Source organism: Kineosporia sp. R_H_3, assembly GCF_002198675.1.
Taxonomy (GTDB): domain Bacteria; phylum Actinomycetota; class Actinomycetes; order Actinomycetales; family Kineosporiaceae; genus R-H-3.
In genome coordinates this window covers 1-21,409 of sequence record NZ_MWLL01000165.1, presented here as the reverse complement: position 1 = coordinate 21,409, position 21,409 = coordinate 1, and the positions used below count along the sequence as shown (strand labels likewise).

Genomic DNA, 21,409 nt, shown 5'->3' with positions numbered 1-21,409 from the left:
GATCCGGACGCCGGCCCCGCCCCGTTCCCGCAGCCACGCATGAGCCCCCCTGCCGCCGTGACGCTCGCCGGCCCCGGCGCGGGCTCCGAGCTCGTCGCGCACCTCACGCCGGTGCTCGAGGCGCTCGGGTCGCCGCGCCCGCCCGGTGCGCCGGCCGGTCCTGCCGGCGTCGTGCCCGTGCTCGTAGCCGCTGAGCCGTCGTCCCCGGCCTGCCTGCTCCACGAGGCCCACCCCGAGGACGCCGCCGCGCTGCTCGCGCTGCTCGACGCCCAGATGGCCAGCCGCTGGCTCGACGTCGCGGCCCGCCGGCTGCGCGCGCTCGGCGAGGGCTTCTACACGATCGGCTCCGCGGGGCACGAGGCGAACGCCGCCGTCGCGCTCGCGCTGCGGCCGACGGACCCCGCGCTGCTGCACTACCGCTCCGGCGCCTTCTACCTCGCCCGCTCGGCGCAGGCCGGCCGCACGGACGGCGTGAGCGACATCGCCCTCGGCCTCACGGCGGCGGTCGACGAGCCGATCGCGGGCGGGCGGCACAAGGTCTTCGGCCACCCGGACCTCGCCGTCGTCCCGATGACCTCGACGATCGCCAGCCACCTGCCGCGCGCGCTCGGCGTCGCCTGGGCGCTCGGCCGGGCGTCCGGTCTGCCACAGCGGCTGCGGACGCCGCTCGCGTGGCCCGAGGACGCCGTCTCCGTCGCGACCTTCGGCGACGCGTCGGCGAACCACTCGACCGCGACCGGCGCGATCAACGCCGCCTGCTGGGCGGCGCACCAGGGCGCCCGGCTGCCGCTCCTGCTCGTCTGCGAGGACAACGGCCTCGGCATCTCGACCCGGACGCCGACCGGCTGGGTCGAGGCGATGTTCGGCTCCCGGCCCGGCCTGGAGTACGTCGCGGACGACGGCACCGACCCGCTCGCGACGCTCGCCGCGGCCCGCACCGCCGTCCGCGTCGCCCGGGAGGAGCGCCGCCCGGTGCTCCTGCACCTGAGCACGGTCCGGATCGGCGGTCACGCAGGCTCCGACGTCGAGGCGTCCTACCGCGCGCCGCGCGAGATCGCCGACGACCTCGCGCGCGACCCGCTCGCGGTGTCGTTCCGCGCCGTCGTCGAGAGCGGGGTGCTGTCGGCGTGGGAGCTGCACGCCCGCTGGCACGCCGTCCGGGACCGGGTGGCCGAGGACGTCGACCGCGCCCTCGGGACGGCCCGCGCGCCGCAGGGCCGGCTCTCCGGCTACGAGGAGGTCATGGCGCCGATCTCGCCGCGGAACCCGGACCGGGTCGCCGCCCTCGCCGGGAGCAGCGCGGACGACGTCGAGCGCAAGGCGGCCTTCGGCGAGCGGCTCCCCGAGGACGAGGGCGGGCTGACCCTCGCGCAGGCGATCAACCGGACCCTGCTCGACGCCGGCGCCCTGCACAAGCACCTCGTCGTGCTCGGCGAGGACGTCGCCCGCAAGGGCGGCGTCTACGGCGTGACCCGCGGGCTGCAGCGCCGGCTCGGCGCGTCCCGGGTCGTCGACACCGTGCTCGACGAGCAGACGATCCTCGGGATGTCGCTCGGCGCGGGCCTGTCCGGCCTGCTGCCCGTGCCCGAGATCCAGTACCTCGCCTACCTGCACAACGCCGAGGACCAGCTCCGCGGCGAGGCCGCGACGATGCAGTTCTTCAGCCAGGGCGCCTACCGCAACCCGATGGTCGTCCGGGTGCAGGGGCTCGCCTACCAGAAGGGCTTCGGCGGCCACTTCCACAACGACAACGGGCTCGGCGTCCTCGGGGACGTCCCCGGCCTCGTCGTCGCCTGCCCGGCGCACCCCTCCGACGCCCCGGCGATCCTGCGCACGTGCCTGTCCGCGGCCGAGGTCGACGGCACCGTGAGCGTCGTCGTCGAGCCGATCGCGCTCTACCACGAGCGCGACATGTTCGCCGAGGGCGACGCCGCCTGGCTCGCCTCGTACGCACCGCCGTCGACGTGGGGCATGGGGCACGTCCCCATCGGCCGCGCCGCGACGTGGGGCACCGGCACCGACCTGACGATCGCGACCTTCGGCAACGGCCTGCGGATGTCGCTGCGCGCGGCCGCCGTCCTCGAGCGCGAGGGGATCGGCGTCCGCGTCGTCGACCTGCGCTGGCTGCGGCCGCTGCCGGTCGACGACGTCGTCCGCGAGGCGCGGGCGACCGGCCGCCTGCTCGTCGTCGACGAGACCCGCCGCACCGGCGGCATCTCCGAGGGCCTGCTCACCGGGGTGCTCGAGGCCGGCTTCCAGGGCCGGGTCGCCCGGGTCTGCGCCGAGGACTCCTACGTGCCGCTCGGGGACGCCGCCAACCTCGTGCTCGTCCAGCAGGAGGACGTCGAGTCCGCCGTCCGGCTGCTCCTCGCCTGAGCGCCGCGCCCGTCGGGGCCGCCCCGTCGACCCGGCCCGATAGCGTCCAGCCATGCACAGCGTCGACCGCCAGACCGAGCAGATGATCCGTTCCGTTCTCGCGTACGCCGAGAACCGGCTCCGCCTCGACCCCGTCCCGCTGGACCGCGGGTCGCGCCGCGTCGAGGACCTCGAGGCCGTCTTCGGCGGGCTCCTCGGGCAGAAGGGCACCGACCCCGACCAGGTGCTCGGCATCTACACCTCGACGATCGCGCCGGCGGTGATCAGCGCCGACAGCCCGCGCTTCCTCGGGTTCATCCCGTCGGCGCCGACGAAGGCGTCGTTGCTGTTCGACATGCTCGTGTCCTGCGCGTCGATCCAGGGCATCTCGTGGCTCGAGGCGGCCGGTGCGGTGCACGCGGAGAACCAGGTGCTCCGGCTGCTCGCCGACGCGGCCGGGCTGCCGGCGGCCGCGGGCGGCGTCTTCGTCAGCGGCGGGTCGGCGGGCAACCTGTCGGCGCTCGCCGTGGCCCGCGAGACGGCGAAGCGGCGCGCCGCGGAGCGCGAGGGGGCGGACGCCGTCCGGGGCCGGCGCTGGCGGGTCGCCGTCGGCACCGACGCGCACTCCTCGATCACGAACACGCTCATGCTCCTCGACATGGACGCCTTCGTCGTCGAGACCCCCGACCACCGGCTCACCGGCGAGGCGCTGCGCGCGGCGCTCGCGGCGGACGGCGACCCGGCGTCGGTGGCGGCCGTGGTCGCGACCTCGGGGACGACGAACGCGGGCATCATCGACGACCTCGCCGGGGTCTCGGCGGTCGCCCGCGAGCACGGCTGGTGGTTCCACGTGGACGGCGCGTACGGCGCGGCCGGGCTCTTCGCGCCGACGGTCCGGGAGAAGTACGCGGGCATCGAGAACGCCGACTCGTTCATCGTCGACCCGCACAAGTGGCTCTTCACGCCGTTCGACTGCTGCGCGCTCGTCTACCGGGACCCGGCGCTGGCCCGCACCGTGCACACCCAGGACGCCTCGTACCTCGACGTCATCCACTCCGGTGCGATCGACGGCGGCATCCCGGCCGAGTGGAACCCCACCGACTACGCGTACCACCTGACCCGCCGGGCCCGCGGCCTGCCGCTGTGGTTCTCGCTCGCCGTGCACGGCACCGACGCCTACGGGACGGCGATCGAGGCGGCCCTCACCCTCGCGCGGCAGACCGCCGAGGAGATCCGGATCCGGCCGCACCTCGAGCTGATCCGCGAGCCGGACCTGTCCGTCGTCCTCTTCCGTCGCCTTGGCTGGGGCCCGGACCAGTACACGAAGTGGGCCCAGGACCTGCACGACGCCGAGATCGCGTTCATCCCGCCGTCGGCCTGGGAGGGCGAGGTCGTCGGCCGGTTCGCGTTCCTCCACCCGCACACCGACATGGACCTCGTCCGGGAGATCCTCGACCGCACCGAGTGACCGAACCGAGCCCCCGGGCGGCCGGATGATCATCGGGCCGGAGGGCCCGGGTCGCCCCGGCGGGCGCGGGTGTACGCCGGAAGGGTCCGCGGCGGCCGGTCCCGGGGCACCCGTCCCGGCGCCGCCACGGGCTCGGCGAGGAGGCGGCCGCCATGCCGCAGATGCATCTCCAGCACGTCGCGCTGAGCGTCACCGACATCACCCGCAGCGGGCCCTGGTACGAGGAGCTCTTCGGGCTCGCGAAGGTCGCGGAGTTCACCGAGCCGGCGCCGATGCAGGTCTACATGTCCCCCGACGGGCAGGCCATCGACCTGCGCCAGGACCCGGACGTCGACCGGGAGCGGTTCAGCGAGAAGCACGTCGGGCTCGACCACGTCGCGTTCGTCTGCGCCGACCGGGCCGAGCTGGACGCCTGGCGCGAGCGGCTCACGACGCTCGGGGTCGAGACCTCCGGCGTGGAGGCCTCGCCGTTCGGCTGGCACCTGAACTTCCGTGACCCGGACGGCATCCCGCTGGAGTTCTTCCTGCCGATGTCCGCCGGCTGAGCCGCCCGGCTCGACCGTCGCCGGCCGCCAGGCCGCGACGACCGCGCCCCGCCCGGAAGAGAACGGGCCGGGGCGCGGTTGTCGTCGTTCGGCCGGCGTCGTGCGGCCCCGACGGAGGGATGCCGATGAGCGAGGCCGACCACGCGCACCAGCCGCGCTCGGCGGTGCCGTTCTGGACGGTCGCCGTCGTCCTCACCCTGTTCCTCACCGGGGCCAGCGCGCCGAGCCCGATGTACGCGCTCTACGCGAGCCGCTGGGACTTCTCCCCGACGACGCTCACCGCCGTGTTCGCGGTCTACGCGATCGCGCTGCTCGCCGTCCTGCTCACGTGCGGCGGGCTGTCGGACGCCGTGGGTCGCCGGCCCGTGCTGCTCGCCGGGATCGCCGTCCAGACCCTCGCCATGGGGATCTTCTTCGCGGCGGACGGCGTCGGCTGGCTCTTCGCCGCCCGGGTCGTGCAGGGGGTGGCGACCGGCCTCGTCACGGCCGCCGCGGCGGCGGCGCTGCTCGACCTCCAGCCCCGGCTGTCGACGGTCGGCCCGCTCGTCAACGCGCTCGCGCCGTCCGTCGGGCTCGCGCTCGGCGCGGTCGGTGCCGGGGCGCTCGTCCAGTACGCACCGGCGCCGCTGCACCTCACGTACGCCGTCCTCGTCGTGCTGCTCCTCGGCAGCGCCGTCGCGACCGCCCTGCTCGTGCCGGGCGCCACCACGCGACGGCCGGTGAGCCTGCGGCCGCGGGTCAGCGTGCCGCGTGCGGTGCGGCCCGCGTTCTGGGCCGCGCTGCCGGTGCTCGTCTCGACGTGGGGGCTCGGCGGCTTCTACCTCTCGCTCGGCCCCTCGCTCGTGCTGAACCTGGCCGGGAGCAGCGACCGGCTGCTCGGCGGTGCGCTGCCGGCCGTGCTCTGCGTGTCCGGGGCCGCGGCCTGCCTCGTGCTCAACACCCGGACGCCGGAGCGGATGATGCAGGCCGGCACGGTGATGCTGCTGACCGGTCTGCTGCTCAGCGTCGCCTCGATCGCCGGCGGGACGGCGGCCGGGCTGCTCGCGAGCACGTTCGTCTCCGGGGCGGGCTTCGGCTCGGCGTTCCTCGGCGCTTTCCGCTCGCTCGTCGTCCGGGCCGACCCGGCCCGCCGCGGCGAGCTGCTCGCAGCGGTGTTCACCGCGGCGTACCTGTCGTTCTCGCTGCCCGCGATCGTCGGCGGCCTCGTCGCGACCCGGGTCGGGCTGCAGCCGACGGCCGTCGGCTACGCCGCGGTGCTCTCGGCGCTCGCCGCGGTCGCGCTCGCCCTGCGGGTCGTCGCCGCGCGCCGGCCGGCACCGGTCACCGTCTGACCGCCGTCCACGGGTCGGGACGCCCGTACCGCCCGACGTCACCAAGAGCGCTCCAACGCGCGACACGCCGGGTTCGCGGCCCCTTGGTGCGTTCTGCGGTACGGCCGTCCCAGGGGCCGGACGGCGGCGCCGCGGGCGATCCGGCGGCCGCGCCCTGCCCGGCGACGGTTCCGTGAGACATTGGCGCCATGGCCCGCACCCCCTCGGCCCCGGCCCGTCGCACGGTGCTCCGCGCCGCCTTCGCGCTCGGTTCCGCCGGCCTCCTCGTCCCGCTCGCCGGGTGCTCCTCGGACGGCGGGTCGGCCGCCGCCGGGGGTACGACGTCCGCGGCGCAGGACCCGGCGGCGCTCCTCGCGAAGGCGCGCGCGACCCTCGACGCCGCACCGTCCCTCGCGTTCACCCTGCAGGGCGCCGACCTCCCGGAGGACGGCAACGTGCTGCTCGGCGGGACGGGTGACCTCGAGCGTCCCGACGGCTTCGCAGGGACCCTCGACGTGCGGTTCGCGGGCGTCCTCGCCAAGGTCGAGGTGGTCTCCACCGGGGGCACGTTCTACGCCAAGCTCCCGCTGACGACGACGTTCTCGAAGGTCGACCCGAAGACGCTGGGCTTCACCGACCCGGGCGGCTTCATGAACCCGGAGACGGGGATCTCGCAGCTGCTCTCGCAGGCGAAGGACCCGAAGCTGGGCGGCGAGAGCCGCGTCGTCAGCGAGGTCGTCCGGCAGGTCACGGCGACGCTGCCCGGCGCCCTCGTCGACGACCTGCTCACGAGCGCGGACCCGGCGCAGGACGTCGCCGCGACCTTCGGGGTCACCGCGGCGGGCGAGCTCCGGCAGGCCGAGCTCGTCGGCCCGTTCTACGCCAAGGGCGTCGACAGCACGTTCACGATCCTCCTGCGCGACTACGGCAAGAGTGTCCAGATCACCGCGCCTGCCTGAGCCGGTGGCGGCGCCCGTCGCCGAGGACGCCCCGCCGCTGCGTGCGCTCCTCGTCGCCTCGGTCGCGGTGCTGCTCGCCGCGGCGGACACCTACGTCGTCGTCCTCGTGCTGCCGGAGATGATGGGCGGCGTCGGGCTCGGCATCGACCAGCTCCAGCGCGGCGCACCGCTCATCAGCGCGTTCCTCCTCGGCTACGTCGCGGTCCTGCCGCTCGTCGGGCGGCTCGCGGACCTGCGCGGCCGGGTGCCCGTGCTCGTCGCCTGCCTGCTCGCCTTCGCCGTCGGCTCCCTGCTCACGGCCGGCGCGGACACCCTGACGACGGCCGTCCTCGGCCGCGGCCTGCAGGGCCTCGGCGGCGGCGGGCTCGTCCCGGCGACGCTGGCCCTCGTCGCCGACCGCTGGCCCGTCGAGCGCCGCGGCGTCCCGCTCGGAGCCGTCGGCGCCGTCCAGGAGCTCGGCAGCGTGCTCGGCCCGCTCGTCGGCGCGCTGATCCTCGCGGCGTCCGGGTGGCGCGCGGTGTTCTGGGCGAACCTCGTCGCGGCCGCCGTGCTCGGTGCGCTGCTCTGGGCCCCACGGCGCAGCGACCCGCGGCTCGTCGCCCTCGCGGCCGTCTCGACCGGGCTCACGGCGCTCGCCGTCCTCGCCCCGGAGCGGCTCACCTCGGGGGTGCGGACCGGGCTCGCGTTCGCCCCGCTCGCCGCGGAACGGGCCTGGACGGCGCCCGTCGCCCTCGCGGCCCTCGGCGGCTGGCTGGCCCTGGCCGCCGTCTGGTGGGTACGGCACGGCGGGGCGGCGGTCACCGCGGCGGTCGACCTGCCGTCCGCGGCGCTGCTCACCGTGGCGCTGTCGTGCCTCGTCCTGGCCTTCGCGACGTCCGACCCGCAGGTCCAGGTCGTCGCGGACGACGCCCCGCTGCTGCTCGCGGGCTGCGCGGCCGCGGCGGCCGGCTTCTGGTGGCGCAACCGCCGCACGGACCGGCCGCTCGTCGCACCCGGCCTGCTCGCGCCGCGGGCCGCGTGGGGGGCGCTCGTCGTCAACGTGCTCGTCGGCACGGCCCTCGTCGCCGCCCTCGTCGACGTCCCGATCTTCGCCCGGCTCACGACGGCCTCGCAGGACCAGGTCGCGGCCGCCCTCGAGCTCGTCCAGCTGCTCGCGGCGGTCCCCGTCGGTGCGCTCCTCGGCGGCTGGCTCTGCCGCCGGACCGCCCCGCGGTGGATCGCGGCCACCGGCATGCTCCTCGCCGCGGTCGCGCTCGCGGCGATGACCCGGTGGGACGCCACCGCGCTCGACGGCATCGGCAGCGCCGCCGTGCTCGTGCTCGCCGGCTTCGGCTTCGGCCTCGTCATCGCCCCCGTGAACGCCGCGCTGCTCGCGGTCGTCCCGGACGACGCGCACGGCCTCGCGACCGCGCTCGTCGTCGTCGCCCGGATGATCGGCATGCTCGTCGGGATCTGTGCGCTCACGGCCGTCGGCCTGCGGGTCTTCTACCTGCGGCAGGCCGAGATCGGCTCCCCGCTCACGCTCTGCCCGCAGACCCCGACCGACTGCCCGCAGTTCGAGTCGGCGACCCAGGCGGCCGCGCTCGCCGAGCTGCACGCGGTCTTCGGCGGGGCCGCCGGCTGCGCGCTCGTCGCGGCGGTGCTGTGCGCCGTCCTGCTGCGGGTGGACGGGCCGGGCCGGGCCGCCCCGGGCGAGCTCGTCCGGGTGGTCTGACCCGCACCGCGCGAGGGTCCGGCGGTCGTCTGACGGCCGTGGTTCAGCCGTCGAGCGTCGCCCGCGCCGCGACGAACGCGGCGACGCAGCGGTCCACGTCGTCCGCGGTGTGCGCGGCCGAGAGCTGCACCCTGATCCGGGCCTTCCCCTGCGGCACGACGGGGTAGGAGAACCCGATCGCGTAGACGCCGTGGTCGAGGAGCAGGTCGGCCATCCGGCCGGCGCGGGCGGCGTCGCCGATCATGACCGGCGAGATCGGGTGCTCGCCGGGGGCGATGTCGAAGCCCTCGGCGGTCATCCGCTCCCGGAACCGGCGCGTGTTGGCCTGCAGCTGCGCGCGCAGCGCGTCGCTGTTCTCGGCGAGGTCGATGGCCGTCAAGGACGCCGCCGCGACGACGGGGGCGACCGCGTTGGAGAACAGGTACGGCCGGGACCGCTGCCGCAGCAGGGCGACGAGCTCGGCGCGGCCCGAGACGTAGCCGCCGCTCGCGCCGCCGAGCGCCTTGCCGAGGGTGCCCGTGACGACGTCGACCCGGTCCCGGACGCCGAACAGCTCCGGGGTGCCGCCGCCGTGCGCGCCGACGAAGCCGACGGCGTGCGAGTCGTCGACCATGACGAGCGCGTCGTACCGGTCGGCGAGGGCGCAGATCTCGTCGAGCGGGGCGAGGTAGCCGTCCATCGAGAACACCCCGTCGGTCGCGACGAGCCGGCGGCCGGCGTCCTGGGACTCGGCCAGGCAGCGCTCGAGGTCGGCCATGTCGCGGTTGCGGTACCGGAACCGGCGGGCCTTGGACAGCCGGATCCCGTCGATGATGCTCGCGTGGTTGAGCTCGTCGGAGATCACCGCGTCGCCCTCGCCGAGCATGGTCTCGAAGAGCCCGCCGTTGGCGTCGAAGCAGGAGCTGTAGAGGATCGTGTCGTCCGTCCCGAGGAACGCCGACAGCCGCGCCTCGAGCTCCTTGTGGACGTCCTGGGTGCCGCAGATGAACCGCACGGACGCCATCCCGAAGCCCCAGCGGTCGAGCGCGGCGTGCGCCGCGGCGACGACGTCCGGGTGGTCGGCGAGCCCGAGGTAGTTGTTCGCGCAGAAGTTCAGCACCTCGCGGCCGTCGCTGAGCCGGACGGTCGCGTTCTGCGGGCTGCCGAGCACCCGTTCGGGCTTCCACAGCCCGGCGTCGCGGATCTCGTCGAGGGTGCGGGCGAGGTCCTCGCGCAGGTGCTGGGTGGGCGCTATCTCGGTGCTGCTCCCGGTGGTCATACCGGCAGCCTCCTGCGCGCTCACAGCCTGGTCCAGTCGAGGATGACCTTGCCGCTTCCGCCGCCGCGCGCGGTGTCGAAGGCCCGCTCGAAGTCGGCGGCGGAGAACCGGTCGGTGATGACCGGCGAGATGTCGAGCCCGCGCTCGAGGAGCACCGTCATCTCGTACCAGGTCTCGAACATCTCCCGGCCGTAGATGCCCTGCAGCGTGATCATCCGGGTGACGACACGGCCGAAGTCGACGGCGAACGGGGCCGCCGGCAGGCCGAGCATCGCGATCCGGCCGCCCGCGACCATGTTCGCGATCATGTCCTGGAGCGCGGCCGGCTGCCCGGACATCTCGAGGCCGACGTCGAAGCCCTCCTTGAGCCCGATCGTGCGCTGGACGTCGGCCAGCGACGTCGTCCGGACGTCCACCGCGAGCGTCGCCCCGACCTTGCGCGCGAGGTCGAGACGTTGCGGGGAGACGTCGGTGACGACGACGTTGCGCGCCCCGGCGTGGGCGACGACCGCGGCCGCCATGAGCCCGATCGGCCCGGCGCCCGCGACGAGGACGTCCTCGCCGAGCACCGGGAACTTCAGCGCCGTGTGCACCGCGTTGCCGAACGGGTCGAAGATCGCGGCGACGTCGAGGTCGAGGCCGGTGATCCGGTGCACCCAGACGTTCGAGGCGGGCAGCACGAGGTACTCGGCGAACGCGCCGTCGCGGTGGACGCCGATCCCCTTGCTCCGGTCGCACAGGTGCCGGCGGCCCGCCATGCAGTTGCGGCACGTGCCGCAGACGATGTGCCCCTCGCCCCCGACGAGGTCCCCGACGGCCGGACCGCCGCCGTCCACGCCGACGGCGCTGCCGACCGCGGCGACCTCGCCGACGAACTCGTGGCCGACGACGAGCGGGGCCGTGACCGTCCGGGCCGCCCAGTCGTCCCAGGCCTGGATGTGCAGGTCCGTGCCGCAGATCCCCGTCCGCAGCACCCGGACGAGAACGTCGTTGGGCCCGGGCACCGGGTCGGGCACCTCGACGAGCGCCAGACCGGGCCCTGCCTGCTCCTTGACCAGCGCTCGCACCGCTGCCTCCTCGTCGCGCCACCCGCTCGGGCGCCCAGTCTCGCGACCCGGGGAGCCGCGGTCCACCGAGGCCGCCAGGCCCCCCGCCGGGCGGCGCGGAAATCTCGGCGGACCCGGGAAACCAACGGGCCCGCTCGCGCGACAGGACCCCGTGACGGACACGGACGTGGAGCGGCCCGCGAGGTCCGCGCGGAGCGAGTGGGGGAGGACCTGGGCATGATCGCGCAGGGGTTGCCGGCGCTGCCGGCGGCCACCCTCACGGGCGGTCGCACGGTCGGTCCGGCCCGCCCCGGCGGGGTAGTGTCCCGGGATCGACAGCCGGGAGGCCGGCGTCCCGCCGACCTCGCCCCGGCAGGCGTACGTAACCCCGATGGCGGTTGGGGAGGACATGTCGTGGCACACGACGACGCGGGGACGGCGGCCACCGGCCAGTCGCCCCCGGGTCGTGGCGCCGCTGTGAGCGAGGCGACGGGCGTCGACGCCGCAGCGGAGTTCGAGTACTTCTTCCGGACCTACCACCGGGACCTGTCCCGGGTGGCGTACGCCCTGACGGGCAGCCACGCGGAGGCCGACGACGTCGTCGCCGACGCGCTGACCTCGGCCTGGCGGCACTGGGACCGGGTGCGGGCGGCCGAGCACACGCTGGCATACGTCCGCCGCAGCGTGGTCAACCTCGCGGCGACCAGGGTGCGCCGCAAGGTCCACGAGCGGCGCGGGTCGGCGCTGCTCGGCCCCCTCACCGCCTGGCTGCACACCGGCCCGGACGTCGTGTCGCGGGTCGACCTGCAGGCGGCGATCGTCGCCCTGCCGCCGCGGCGGAGGGCCTGCGTCGTCCTGCGGCACGTCGCGGGGCTGAGCACGACGGAGGTCGCCGAGACCCTCGGCATCAGCGAGGGTGCGGTGAAGAGCCAGACGTGGAAGGCGCTGGCTCAGCTGCGGGACACGCTCGGGGAAGCCCATTCCGGAGCGGCGGGCCCCTGGTCCGCCGAACCGGAAGGAAGGAGGTCGACATGAAGGACGACCACCAGCCCCCCGACCCGCTCGTCGTCGCGGCGCTGCGGCGTCTCGGCGACGAGCACGAGCCGGACAGCGACGCGATCTGGGCCCGGGTCGACCCGGCGCGGGCGGGTGCCGAGACGCCGGTCGCGCTCGACGGGCGCCGGGACCGCGCCGTCCGGACCCGCCCGGTCCCCGGCGGCCCGCGCCGTCCGCGGCTCACCGGCACGTTCGCCGCTGCGCTGGCCGCGGCCTCGGTCCTCGGCGTCCTCGTCGTGAGCCAGGTCGTCACGCGCCCGCAGGACGGCGCCACCCCCGCGACCGTGACGTCGCGGACCCCGAGCGACGGTCCGACGTCCGCGACGACGGGGTCGGACGGCGCCCCCCCGACCGCGCTGGGCTCGGCCGCCGCGACGAGCCCGCAGGCGTCGTCCGGGTCGTCGTCGGCCGACAGGTCGCCGACCCGCGGCGGTGCCGGTCCGACCACGTCCCGGCCCGACGGCACCGGCACCCCCTCCCGGCCGGGCGGCGGCCCCGCACGGCCGGGCTTCCCGGCCCCCTCGCTGGCACCGGTCGGCTCCGGGGAGCGGGCGGTCCTGCTCAGCACCGACGTCCTCGCGGACTGGGTCGCGGTCGGGGCCCGCGGCGACGGCCGGCAGGTGCGGGCGAAGCGCCCCGCGAGCGGCGGCGTGTTCGACGTCGTGGCACCGGCCGGCGCCATCGTCACGCCGTCCCCGTTGCTCGTGTCGTGGTCCGACGGGTTCCCCGAGCAGTCCCGCACCGGGGCCACGACCTGGCTGCAGGGCCCGCGGGGCGGTCGTTGGACGATCACGATCGACCGGGTCGACGTGCCGCGCCGGCTCGTCGTCCGGGCCGGCGGGGCACCGGCCGGCGTGCGCGTCGACGTCACGGCACCGGGTCGGCAGCCCGGGCGCTGGGTGCTCGGCGACAACCCGGCCGGACCCGGGCCCTTCACGGTCGCCCTCGAGGTGCCGGGCGGGGCCGGGCCGGTCACGGTGACCCTGACCCCGGCCGACCAGGACGGCCTCGCCGTCTCCGCCGTGACCCTCCAGCGCATCTAGCGCCAGGGTCCGGCCACCACGCTGCCGGTGCCCGACGGGGGCCGCCACCCCCGCCGGGCACCGGCGCCTCTCACGACAGCCCGACGTGACAGGCTCTGCGGATGGCAGACGTCGAGATCACGCCCGTGGACCACGGCTGGTTCGTGCGCCCCGCCGAGGAGACCGCGGACGGCAGCCCCCGCGTCGTCCCGCTCGTCGGCTACGTCGTCCGGCACCCGCGCGGGGTGCTCCTGCTCGACACCGGCATCGGCACCCACCCCGAGACCGACGCCCACTACCGCCCGCGCAAGCACGGGATCGCCGCGGCGCTCGCCGGCGCCGGGCTGCGCGTCGAGGACGTCGACGTCGTCGTCAACTGCCACCTCCACTTCGACCACTGCGGCGGCAACCCGGCGTTCGCGGCCGCACCGGTCGTCGTCCAGGCCGTCGAGCTCGAGGCCGCCCGCGAGGTCGACTACACGCTGCCGGGGCTCGTCGACGCGCCGGGCGTCCGGTACGACGTCGTCGAGGGCGACGCCGAGATCTGGCCCGGCGTGACCGTCGTCCCGACCCCCGGGCACACCGCCGGGCACCAGTCGGTCGTCGTCCGGGACGGCGACGGCACGGTGACCGTGCTCGCCGGCCAGAGCCACGAGACGGCGTCCGACTTCGCGGCCGACGCGCTCGCGCTCGCCGCCGCCGGGGACCCCGGCCGGGACGGCGGCCCGCTGCCGGTGCCCCCGGCCTGGGTGGCGCGGCTGCTCGCGCTCGACCCGCGGGTCGTCCGGTTCGCCCACGACGAGGCGGTCTGGGTGCCCCGCTAGCCGTCGCCGGGCGGAGCCCGCCGCGCGTCGCCCTGCGACGGCCCGGGCCCCTGGCACGATCGCCGCGTGACCGTGACCGATCTGCTCGGCTGGGCCGGCTCCGCCCTGCTCGTCTACTCGCTGCTCCAGGCCCGGGTGCTGCGCTTCCGGCTGCTCAACCTCGCGGCGTCCCTCGTGCTCGTCGTCTTCAACGCGGTCATCGCCGTGTGGCCGATGGTCGCGATGAACGTCGTCATCGCGGTGATCAACGTCTGGCACACGGCGCGGCTCCTGCGGACCCGGCACGACGACCTGCACTACGAGGTCGTGCCGATCACCGCCGACGAGCCGTACCTGCGGCACGTCGTCGACCGGCACCGTGCCGACATCGAGCGGTTCAACCCCGACCTCGACCTCGCCGGGCACCTGGCCGCCCCGGGGGCCGGGGCCCTGGCCTTCCTCGTGCTGGCGGACGGCGAGACGGTCGGCGTGGTCCTCGCGCACCCCACGGGCACGCCGGGGGAGGCGCAGGTCGACCTCGACTACGTGCTGCCGCGGTTCCGCGACTTCACGCCCGGCGAGTTCGTCTACCGGGCCGGCGGGCCGTTCAGCCGCAGCGGCGTCCACCGGGTGCTCGCACCGCCGCGGATGCTCGGCGCCGAGCGCTACCTGCGGGACGTCGGCTTCCGCCCTGACGGCGGTGCGCTCGTTCTGGAGCTCAGTGCGGGTCCGGGCCTCGCAGCAGGTCCAGGAGCGCCCGCGGCCCGGTGACGAGGCTGCCCGCGGGGAGCCGCTCGCGCAGGCCGCGGTCGGCGGTGACGACGAGCGGCGCGGCACCGGTGGGCGGGGCGAGCACAGCGGCGGCGACCTCGACGACGGCGCTGTCGCCGTCGCGTGCGGCGAGGACGACCTCGACCGCCGCCCGGACGTCGTCCGGCACGGTCATCGCCCGGGCCTGCCCCTCGACGACGGCGACGACCCGCACGACGTGCACGGGTGCGCCGTCCGGCCCGAGCGGGACCCGTTGTCCCGCAAGGGGGACGAGCGACGACACGAGCCGCGCGGCGGCCCCGGCCCGGTCCTTCCACCAGCCGTCGGGCCGCGAGCCCATGACGTTGGCGACGTCCACGACGAGCACGACCGACGTCATGCGGCGAGACTACCCACCGCCTCGATCGCCTCGTATCGAGCTATCTGCCATGAACACTAGAAAGTCGCAGACTCCCCGATCCGGGGAACGTTCGGTACGCGACACGACATAAGCGACTCTTCGTCAATCTGCGGTCCGCCCAATACAGCCGGATACCGTCGAAGCCATGGACCCGGTCCGCAACCCGTACGCGCCCGGCGCCGGCCAGCGCCCGCCGGAGCTCGCCGGGCGGGACGTCGAGCTCGAGGCCTTCGACGTCGTCCTCGAGCGGATCGCGCGCGGCCGCCCCGAGCGCAGCATCGTCCTCACCGGCCTGCGCGGGGTCGGCAAGACCGTGCTCCTCAACGCGCTGCGGTCGGCCGCCGTCCGGCGCGGGTGGGGCACCGGCAAGCTCGAGGCGCGCCCCGACCAGCCGCTGCGGCGCCCGCTCGCCGCCGCCCTGCACCTCGCCGTCCGCGAGCTCGGGACGGCGCACGCGGGCGAGAGCGAGTACGTCCTCGGGGTGCTCAAGTCCTTCGCGCAGCGCGAGGACGGCGTCCGCGCGTCGGCCGCGGTGCGCGGGAAGGCGGCGTCTGGGCGGCTGCGGGACCGCTGGCAGCCGGGCATCGACGTCGCGGCCGTCCCGGGCCGGGCCGACTCCGGCGACATCGAGATCGACCTCGTCGAGCTCCTCACGGACGTCGGCGGGCTCGCCGCCGACGCCGGCCGCGGCATCGCGGTGTTCGTCGACGAGATGCAGGACCTCGGCCCGGACGACGTCTCGGCGCTCTGCGCGGCGTGCCACGAGCTGAGCCAGACCGGGCTGCCGCTCGTCGTCGTCGGCGCCGGGCTGCCGCACCTGCCGGCGGTGCTCTCGGCGAGCAAGTCCTACTCCGAGAGGCTGTTCCGGTACCAGCGGATCGACCGGCTCGACCGGTCCGCCGCCGACCGTGCGCTCGAGGCGCCCGCGAAGGACGAGGACGCCGAGTTCACCACCGACGCCCTCGACGCCCTCTACGCCGCGACCGCGGGCTACCCGTACTTCGTGCAGGCGTACGGCAAGGTCGCCTGGGACGTCGCACCGCGCAGCCCGATCACGGCGGACGACGTCCGGGTCGCCGCGCCCGAGGCCGAGGCCGAGCTCGCCGTGGGCTTCTTCGGCTCCCGCTACGAGCGGGCCACGCCGGCCGAGCGGGAGTACCTGCGCGCCATGGCCGACCTCGCGGCGTCCGTCGAGGACGGCGAGGCCGACCCGCACGCCGGCGTGCCGACGTCCGCGATCGCCGAGCACCTCGGCCGCAAGGCGCAGTCGCTCTCCCCGGCGCGGGACGCCCTCATCAAGAAGGGGTTGGTCTACAGCGGCGAGCGCGGCCGGATCGCCTTCACGGTGCCGCACTTCGGCCGCTACCTGCGCCGGCACGGCGCGGAGTGACGGGCGGGGCACGCTGGACGACGCGGGTCGTCGCCTTCGCCGTCGTCCGCGGGCTGCTCGGGACGCTCGTCCACGAGTGGGCCGAGCGCCGGAGCCGTTGGCTCACAACGTTCTTCGACGCCGCGCCTGTCGGCGGCGCGCGGTCACCGGTACCGGGTGACGAGGGCGTGGAGGAGGTCCGCTGGCCGACCCGCACCTGCTCGACCGCGGAGGAGTCTCGCCGTTCCTGCACCCGCTGATCGACCTGGGGGAGCGCCTCTGGTCCGGGCCGCCGGAGCATTTCCGCTTCGTGCAGACCGAGTTCGCGGACGGCACGAGCACCGCCGTCCGCGTCCGATGACCGTGTCGGTGTCGCGCTCTACGATGGCTCGTGGTGAGGGCATCAGTCAGCGGTAGTGATCGTGGAAAGGGACGCTGTGAGCCACACGTGGCCGGACCACCTTCTGAGCCTCGCGGAATGGAGCGAGCTTCCTCAGGACACGAGCCACCGCCTGGAGCTCGTCGAAGGGGTGCTCCTCGTGGTTCCTCGCCCCACCGCACTGCATCAGCTGGTCGTGCCGGAGCTGTGCGTGCTCATCAACCGGCAGCTCCCTCGTGAGCTGCGCGCAGTGGTCGACTTCGAGGTCGTGGTCCGTCCCGACCGGGGGCCGCGGGAACGGGCGACCGTCCGTGCACCCGACATCGTCGTCCTCCCGACGGAGCGTGTCCTGGCGGGGGTCGCGCGGGTCGACGCCGGTGAGGTCCGGCTCGCCGTGGAGATCCACTCGCCAGGGACCGTCGTGACGGACAAGGTCACGAAGATGTTCGAGTACGCCGATGCAGGGATCCCCGGCTACTGGCTCGTCGACCTCGACCCGCCGATGACTGTCACCGCCCACGTCCTGGTGGACGGTGAGTACGAGGTGACCGCGGACACCGACGGCCAGCTCGACGTCCTCACCCCGCTGGCCCTGAGCCTTGACGTCCGGACACTGACCGGCCTGTAGTCCCGCATCTCTCACCAGGGGCAGGGGTGACGACCCGACCGACCCGACGGACGGAGCGCGCGCGATGGCGTACGACGAGGAGCTCGCCGACCGGCTGCGGGAGCGGCTGCAGGACGTCGACGGGCTGAGCGAGCAGCGGATGTTCGGCGGCCTCGCGTTCCTCGTGCACGGCAACATGGCCGTCGCGGCGAGCTCGACGGGTGGCCTGCTCCTGCGCGTCGACCCGGCCCTGACCCCCTCGCTCGTCGAGGACCCGCACGCCGAGCGCTTCGTCATGCGCGGCCGCGCGATGGACGGCTGGCTCCGCGTCGACCCGGACGGCGTGACGACCGACGAGGACCTCGACCACTGGGTGTCGCACGGGGTCGCGTACGCAGGCTCGTTGCCGCGCAAGCGCTGACGACGGCTAGGAGCCTTCGCCGGGCAGCCGGTACACCGACACGTGCGACGGCGATCCGGCGGTGAAGGGCGTGCCGGACCAGTCGGCGTGCCGGGACTCCAGGGCGAACCCGGCGAGCCGGCCCATGAGGTCGAGCTCGGCGGGCCAGACGTACCGGTGCGGGCTGCGGTCGAGGCGGGCCTCGCGGCCGGCGCCGAACGTCACGTGGTGCGAGACGACGTGCTGGTGGAGCACGTCGTACGTGTCGAAGAGGACGTAGCCGGGTTCGACGATGCCGACGGTCGCCTCCTTCCCCGGCGGCAGCGAGCGCAGCTCGGGCACCCACAGCTCGACGACGAACCGACCGCCCGGCAGCAGGTGCCGGGCCGCGTTGCGGAAGCACTCGACCTGCTCGTCCTGGGTGAGCAGGTTCGAGATCGTGTTGAAGACGAGGTAGACGAGCGCGAACCGGCCCGGGGCGCGGGTGGTCGCCATGTCACCGAGGACGACGGGGACGGTGCGCTCGTCGACCTTCGTCCGGAGCACCTCGACCATCGGTTCCGACAGCTCGATGCCCGTCACGGGCACGCCGCGACCCGCGAGCGGGACGGCGATGCGCCCGGTCCCGATCGCCAGCTCGAGCGCCGCCCCGCCCCCGGCAAGCGCGACCAGCCGGTCGACGGCCGGGTCGACCACCTCCGGCGCGAACATGCCCGTCCCCGGGGTGTCGTAGCGGCGGGCCGTCTCGGCGTCCCAGAGGTCCTCGCGGCGGATGTCCTGCGGCAGCATCCCGCCGATGCTGTCGGCCGGGCGCCGTCCGGTCCACGGCTTTTCGACGCGGGACGCCACCGGGCCGCGCTGCGCCGTCCGGGTGTCGCCGGACCGTGAACGGACTGCGAAATGTCCGTGTCGACCCTTGATCGACGATCGGGCGCAGAGGAGGGTGGGGCCTGAGGTTGAACTCTCAACAGAAATGGTTTACGGTTCAATCGTTGAGTTCGCAAGAACCAGGCGGACCACCGACAGCCTCTCGCACAGCAGCACATCGAGCACCCGCCGAGCACACCGACCCAGGAGACAGATCATGAGCGCGTTCCCCGCCGACCTCACCGGCACGTGGACCATCGACGAGGGCCACAGCACCGTCGGCTTCGCCGTCAAGCACGCGGTCGTCGCGACGACCCGCGGCAAGTTCACGTCCTACTCCGGTGGCGCGACGATCGACGCCGCGAGCCCCGAGTCCTCGTCCGTCTGGGTCGAGATCGACGCCGCGTCGGTCGACACGGGCAACGAGCAGCGTGACGGCCACCTGAAGAGCCCGGACTTCTGGAACGCCGAGGAGAACCCGAAGATCACGTTCAAGAGCACGTCGGTCAAGGTCGTCGGCGACGAGGTCGTCACGACGGGCGACCTGACGATCGGCGGCAAGACGAACCCGGTCGACATCACGTGGGAGTTCGGCGGCGTCGCGAAGGACCCGTGGGGCAACGTGAAGGCGGGCTTCGAGGGCACCGCGACGATCAACCGCTCCGACTGGGGCATCACCTGGAACGCCGCGCTCGAGACCGGCGGCTTCCTCATCTCCGACAAGGTCAAGCTCGTCCTCGAGATCGAGGCCGGCAAGCAGGCCTGACGCACCCGTCCGACGACGCCCCTGCCGCACCCGCGGCGGGGGCGTCGTCGCGTTCCGGGTGCCGCTCTGCCTGCGAGGCAGACCACCGCGCCGATCGCCGCCGGACTACCTCACAGGTGCGGACGGCGTCCGCAGCCGGCGCGCGGCGACGACCGAGCCGAGGCCGACGACCACCGCGACGCCGAACGCCGCGAGGTACGGGGCGGGGCCGGCCGGGTCGTCCGGGCCGAGGCCGCGCGGGAGCAGCGCGGCGAAGACCGTGCCGGCGGCCGCGAGCGCGACGGCCGTCGTCAGCGCCTCGCTCGTCGTGAGGTCGGCACTCGCCTCGCCGCGGCGTTCGGGGGCGGCGAGGTGCAGCGTGAGCAGGGACGTCGAGGCGTAGGCCAGGCCCATGCCGGCGCCCGCGAACGCCCACGCGAGGACGGCGAGCCAGCCCGGAGCGCCGGGCAGGGCGCAGGTCAGCGCGACGACGAGGCCGACGGCCACGCTGACCGACCCGGTCCGGGCGAAGCCGTAGCGCCGGTCGACCTCGGGCACGCGCCCCTGCCGGAACGAGAACGCCGCCCACGTCACCGCGCCCACGGTGAGCGCGAGCCCGGCCCGGGTCGGCGACCAGCCGTGCTCGCGGACGAGCACGAGCGGCACGAACGTCTCGCCCGCGGCGAACCCGGCGGCGATGAGCCCGCGCAGCGCGACGACCGACGGGACGCCCCGCACGAGCCGGAACGTGCCGGCCGGCAGCATCCGGACGGCGGCCGCGAGCACGACGACGAGCGCGACGACGGCGCCCGCCCGCCACGGGGCGGAGTCCCGGCTGCCCGCGAGCTGGAGCACGGTGGCACCGGCCCCGGCGACCGTCGCGAGGGCGATCCGGCGTCCGACCCCCGCGGACCGTCGCGGCGCGCCGTCCGGGCCGTCGTCCGGGTCGCCGTCCGTCCTGCCGTCCGTCCTGCCGTCCGTCCTGCCGGCCGCCCCGTCGTCCGGCGCCCGGTCCCGCACGGCGACGAGCGTGAGCACGGCGCCCGGGACGGCGACCGCCGGCACGAGCAGGAACACGGAGCGCCAGCCCCACAGGTGCAGCATGAGCCCGGCGAGCGACGGGCCGACGAGCCCCGGCACGACCCAGGCGGCCGAGAACGCGGCGAGCACCCGCGGCCGGACCGGCTCGGGGACGCTCGTGCCGAGCATCGCGTAGAGCGCGACGATGAGCATGCCGCCGCCCAGCCCCTGCAGCGCGCGGGCCGCGACGAAGACCGTCATCGTCGGCGCCAGCCCCGCGAGGAGGAGCCCGGCGGTGAAGAGCGCGACCGCCGCGAGGATCGGCCGCCGCGGGCCGCGGGCGTCGGCCCAGGCGCCGCAGACCGCCATCCCGACGACCGACGTCGCGACCGTCGCGCCGAACCCGAGCGCGTAGAGCGGCAGCCCGTCGAGGGCGGCGGCGACCGCCGGCATGACCGTGCTCACCGCGAGCGACTCGAAGGCGATGAGCGACACGAGGGCCACGGCGCCGACGGTGAGCAGCCGGACCCGCCGGTTCTCGGCCGGCGACAGCGAGTGCTCGGACGGCGCGGGCTCGGTCGGCACGCGTTCGGTCGACGTGGGCACGGTCGGCACGGGTTCGGTCAGCGGGTCGGAGGACACGTCGAGGACGCTAGGACCTCACGTGCGCTGCAGGTCAACCGGCCGCGACCGTGCGGGCCTCGAGCTCGAGCAGCAGCCGCTTGGCGTCGAGCCCGCCGGCGTACCCGGTGAGCGCCCCGGACGCCGCGACGACCCGATGGCACGGCAGGACGACGCACAGCGGGTTCGCGCCGAGCGCGGCCCCGACGGCCCGGGACGCCGTGGGCCGGCCCAGGGTGGTCGCGAGCGCCCCGTAGGAGGCGGTCGCCCCGTACCGCACGGCGGTGAGCGCCTCGAGCACCGTGCGCTGGAACGGGGTCGCGAGCACCGGGTCGACGGGCAGGTCGAACTCCCGCCGGCGGCCGCCGAGGTAGTCGTCGAGCTCGCGCCGGACGGCGTCCAGGGCCCGGCCGCCGCGCAGCACCCGCGGCGAGACCCGGGCGGCGAGCCGGGCGAGGACGGCGTCGGCCGCCGCGTCGTCCGGGGCGTAGGTCGTCGCGAGGAGCGTGCCGTCGTGGTGCGCGGCGAAGAGCATCCGGCCGAGCGGGGTGTCGTCGACGACGTACGCGACGTCCCCGCCGGTGAGCGTCGGGCGGCGGACGGTCGGCTCGTAGCCGCGCAGTGCGAGCTCGAGCGGATCGGTCATCCGGTCGCCGTCCCGGTCGGACGGGCGCGCGGCACGGGCGGGGCGGGC

Annotated in this window: 21 protein-coding genes; 15 read left to right on the top strand and 6 right to left on the bottom strand. The window is 75.4% G+C overall.

What is annotated here, in order from left to right:
- Window positions 1–39 precede the first annotated feature (39 nt).
- From ECOMGDLI_RS17900 to ECOMGDLI_RS17875, 6 genes are all read left to right on the top strand, one after another.
- Window positions 40–2,376 carry a thiamine pyrophosphate-dependent enzyme gene (locus ECOMGDLI_RS17900; RefSeq protein WP_088318212.1) on the top strand — a complete coding sequence of 779 codons (2,337 nt, stop codon included), beginning with the start codon at window positions 40–42 and terminating at the stop codon, window positions 2,374–2,376.
- 52 nt (window positions 2,377–2,428) lie between these two features.
- Window positions 2,429–3,823, top strand: coding sequence for a pyridoxal-dependent decarboxylase (locus tag ECOMGDLI_RS17895; RefSeq protein WP_088318211.1), 1,395 nt, complete (start codon window positions 2,429–2,431; stop codon window positions 3,821–3,823).
- Window positions 3,824–3,975: 152 nt separating this feature from the next.
- The gene (locus ECOMGDLI_RS17890) at window positions 3,976–4,368 is read left to right on the top strand and encodes a VOC family protein (RefSeq protein WP_088318210.1); all 393 of its coding nucleotides are present in this window, start codon (window positions 3,976–3,978) and stop codon (window positions 4,366–4,368) included.
- A 125-nt stretch (window positions 4,369–4,493) separates the two neighbouring features.
- Window positions 4,494–5,699, top strand: a complete 1,206-nt coding sequence (locus ECOMGDLI_RS17885; RefSeq protein ID WP_158221052.1) for an MFS transporter — start codon at window positions 4,494–4,496, stop codon at window positions 5,697–5,699.
- Between the two features lie 188 nt (window positions 5,700–5,887).
- Window positions 5,888–6,637 (top strand): LppX_LprAFG lipoprotein, encoded by a 750-nt coding sequence (locus tag ECOMGDLI_RS17880; protein WP_088318208.1) that lies wholly within the window; start codon window positions 5,888–5,890, stop codon window positions 6,635–6,637.
- A gap of 4 nt (window positions 6,638–6,641) precedes the next feature.
- Entirely contained in the window at window positions 6,642–8,351 is a 1,710-nt protein-coding gene (locus ECOMGDLI_RS17875) for an MFS transporter (RefSeq protein WP_088318207.1), read from the top strand.
- Window positions 8,352–8,394: 43 nt separating this feature from the next.
- On the opposite strand, the gene ECOMGDLI_RS17870 is transcribed toward ECOMGDLI_RS17875, so the two are convergent.
- Both ECOMGDLI_RS17870 and tdh read right to left on the bottom strand, forming a co-directional pair.
- The gene (locus ECOMGDLI_RS17870; RefSeq protein WP_088318206.1) at window positions 8,395–9,609 is read right to left on the bottom strand and encodes a glycine C-acetyltransferase; all 1,215 of its coding nucleotides are present in this window, start codon (window positions 9,607–9,609) and stop codon (window positions 8,395–8,397) included.
- 20 nt (window positions 9,610–9,629) lie between these two features.
- Window positions 9,630–10,676 (bottom strand): L-threonine 3-dehydrogenase, encoded by a 1,047-nt coding sequence (tdh, locus tag ECOMGDLI_RS17865; RefSeq protein WP_088318205.1) that lies wholly within the window; start codon window positions 10,674–10,676, stop codon window positions 9,630–9,632.
- 393 nt (window positions 10,677–11,069) lie between these two features.
- On the opposite strand from tdh, the gene ECOMGDLI_RS17860 reads away from it, so the two are divergent.
- The 4 genes from ECOMGDLI_RS17860 (at window position 11,070) to ECOMGDLI_RS17845 (ending at window position 14,307) form a co-directional block, all read left to right on the top strand.
- Window positions 11,070–11,690 (top strand): SigE family RNA polymerase sigma factor, encoded by a 621-nt coding sequence (locus ECOMGDLI_RS17860; RefSeq protein WP_158221051.1) that lies wholly within the window; start codon window positions 11,070–11,072, stop codon window positions 11,688–11,690.
- A complete protein-coding gene (locus ECOMGDLI_RS17855; RefSeq protein WP_088318203.1) occupies window positions 11,687–12,754 on the top strand; it encodes a hypothetical protein in 1,068 nt (355 codons plus the stop codon). Before ECOMGDLI_RS17860 ends, ECOMGDLI_RS17855 begins: the two co-directional genes overlap by 4 nt.
- Before the next feature lie 101 nt (window positions 12,755–12,855).
- Window positions 12,856–13,557: an MBL fold metallo-hydrolase gene (locus ECOMGDLI_RS17850; protein WP_088318202.1), complete on the top strand. Its 702-nt coding sequence runs from the start codon at window positions 12,856–12,858 to the stop codon at window positions 13,555–13,557.
- A 66-nt stretch (window positions 13,558–13,623) separates the two neighbouring features.
- On the top strand, window positions 13,624–14,307 hold the full coding sequence (locus ECOMGDLI_RS17845) for a hypothetical protein (protein ID WP_088318201.1): 684 nt from the start codon (window positions 13,624–13,626) through the stop codon (window positions 14,305–14,307).
- On the opposite strand, the gene ECOMGDLI_RS17840 is transcribed toward ECOMGDLI_RS17845, so the two are convergent.
- Window positions 14,255–14,686 (bottom strand): hypothetical protein, encoded by a 432-nt coding sequence (locus tag ECOMGDLI_RS17840; RefSeq protein ID WP_088318200.1) that lies wholly within the window; start codon window positions 14,684–14,686, stop codon window positions 14,255–14,257. The two genes, ECOMGDLI_RS17845 and ECOMGDLI_RS17840, sit on opposite strands and share 53 nt — an antisense overlap.
- Before the next feature lie 166 nt (window positions 14,687–14,852).
- On the opposite strand from ECOMGDLI_RS17840, the gene ECOMGDLI_RS17835 reads away from it, so the two are divergent.
- The 4 genes from ECOMGDLI_RS17835 to ECOMGDLI_RS17820 all read left to right on the top strand — a co-directional run bounded on the left by ECOMGDLI_RS17835 (window position 14,853) and on the right by ECOMGDLI_RS17820 (window position 17,483).
- Window positions 14,853–16,097 carry an ATP-binding protein gene (locus tag ECOMGDLI_RS17835; RefSeq protein WP_088318199.1) on the top strand — a complete coding sequence of 415 codons (1,245 nt, stop codon included), beginning with the start codon at window positions 14,853–14,855 and terminating at the stop codon, window positions 16,095–16,097.
- Entirely contained in the window at window positions 16,094–16,336 is a 243-nt protein-coding gene (locus tag ECOMGDLI_RS17830) for a hypothetical protein (RefSeq protein WP_088318198.1), read from the top strand. Before ECOMGDLI_RS17835 ends, ECOMGDLI_RS17830 begins: the two co-directional genes overlap by 4 nt.
- Before the next feature lie 177 nt (window positions 16,337–16,513).
- Window positions 16,514–17,083, top strand: a complete 570-nt coding sequence (locus tag ECOMGDLI_RS17825; protein WP_158221050.1) for a Uma2 family endonuclease — start codon at window positions 16,514–16,516, stop codon at window positions 17,081–17,083.
- A gap of 64 nt (window positions 17,084–17,147) precedes the next feature.
- Window positions 17,148–17,483 carry a TfoX/Sxy family protein gene (locus tag ECOMGDLI_RS17820; RefSeq protein WP_088318196.1) on the top strand — a complete coding sequence of 112 codons (336 nt, stop codon included), beginning with the start codon at window positions 17,148–17,150 and terminating at the stop codon, window positions 17,481–17,483.
- A 6-nt stretch (window positions 17,484–17,489) separates the two neighbouring features.
- Here the strand turns inward: ECOMGDLI_RS17820 and ECOMGDLI_RS17815 are convergent, their stop codons facing one another.
- Window positions 17,490–18,251: a class I SAM-dependent methyltransferase gene (locus tag ECOMGDLI_RS17815; RefSeq protein WP_198954960.1), complete on the bottom strand. Its 762-nt coding sequence runs from the start codon at window positions 18,249–18,251 to the stop codon at window positions 17,490–17,492.
- 295 nt (window positions 18,252–18,546) lie between these two features.
- On the opposite strand from ECOMGDLI_RS17815, the gene ECOMGDLI_RS17810 reads away from it, so the two are divergent.
- Window positions 18,547–19,095, top strand: coding sequence for a YceI family protein (locus ECOMGDLI_RS17810; protein ID WP_088318195.1), 549 nt, complete (start codon window positions 18,547–18,549; stop codon window positions 19,093–19,095).
- Window positions 19,096–19,200: 105 nt separating this feature from the next.
- Here the strand turns inward: ECOMGDLI_RS17810 and ECOMGDLI_RS17805 are convergent, their stop codons facing one another.
- Window positions 19,201–20,736: an MFS transporter gene (locus ECOMGDLI_RS17805; protein ID WP_088318194.1), complete on the bottom strand. Its 1,536-nt coding sequence runs from the start codon at window positions 20,734–20,736 to the stop codon at window positions 19,201–19,203.
- A 34-nt stretch (window positions 20,737–20,770) separates the two neighbouring features.
- Window positions 20,771–21,409: methylated-DNA--[protein]-cysteine S-methyltransferase (locus ECOMGDLI_RS17800; RefSeq protein WP_233153510.1), on the bottom strand; the 639-nt coding region annotated here is incomplete at its 5' end.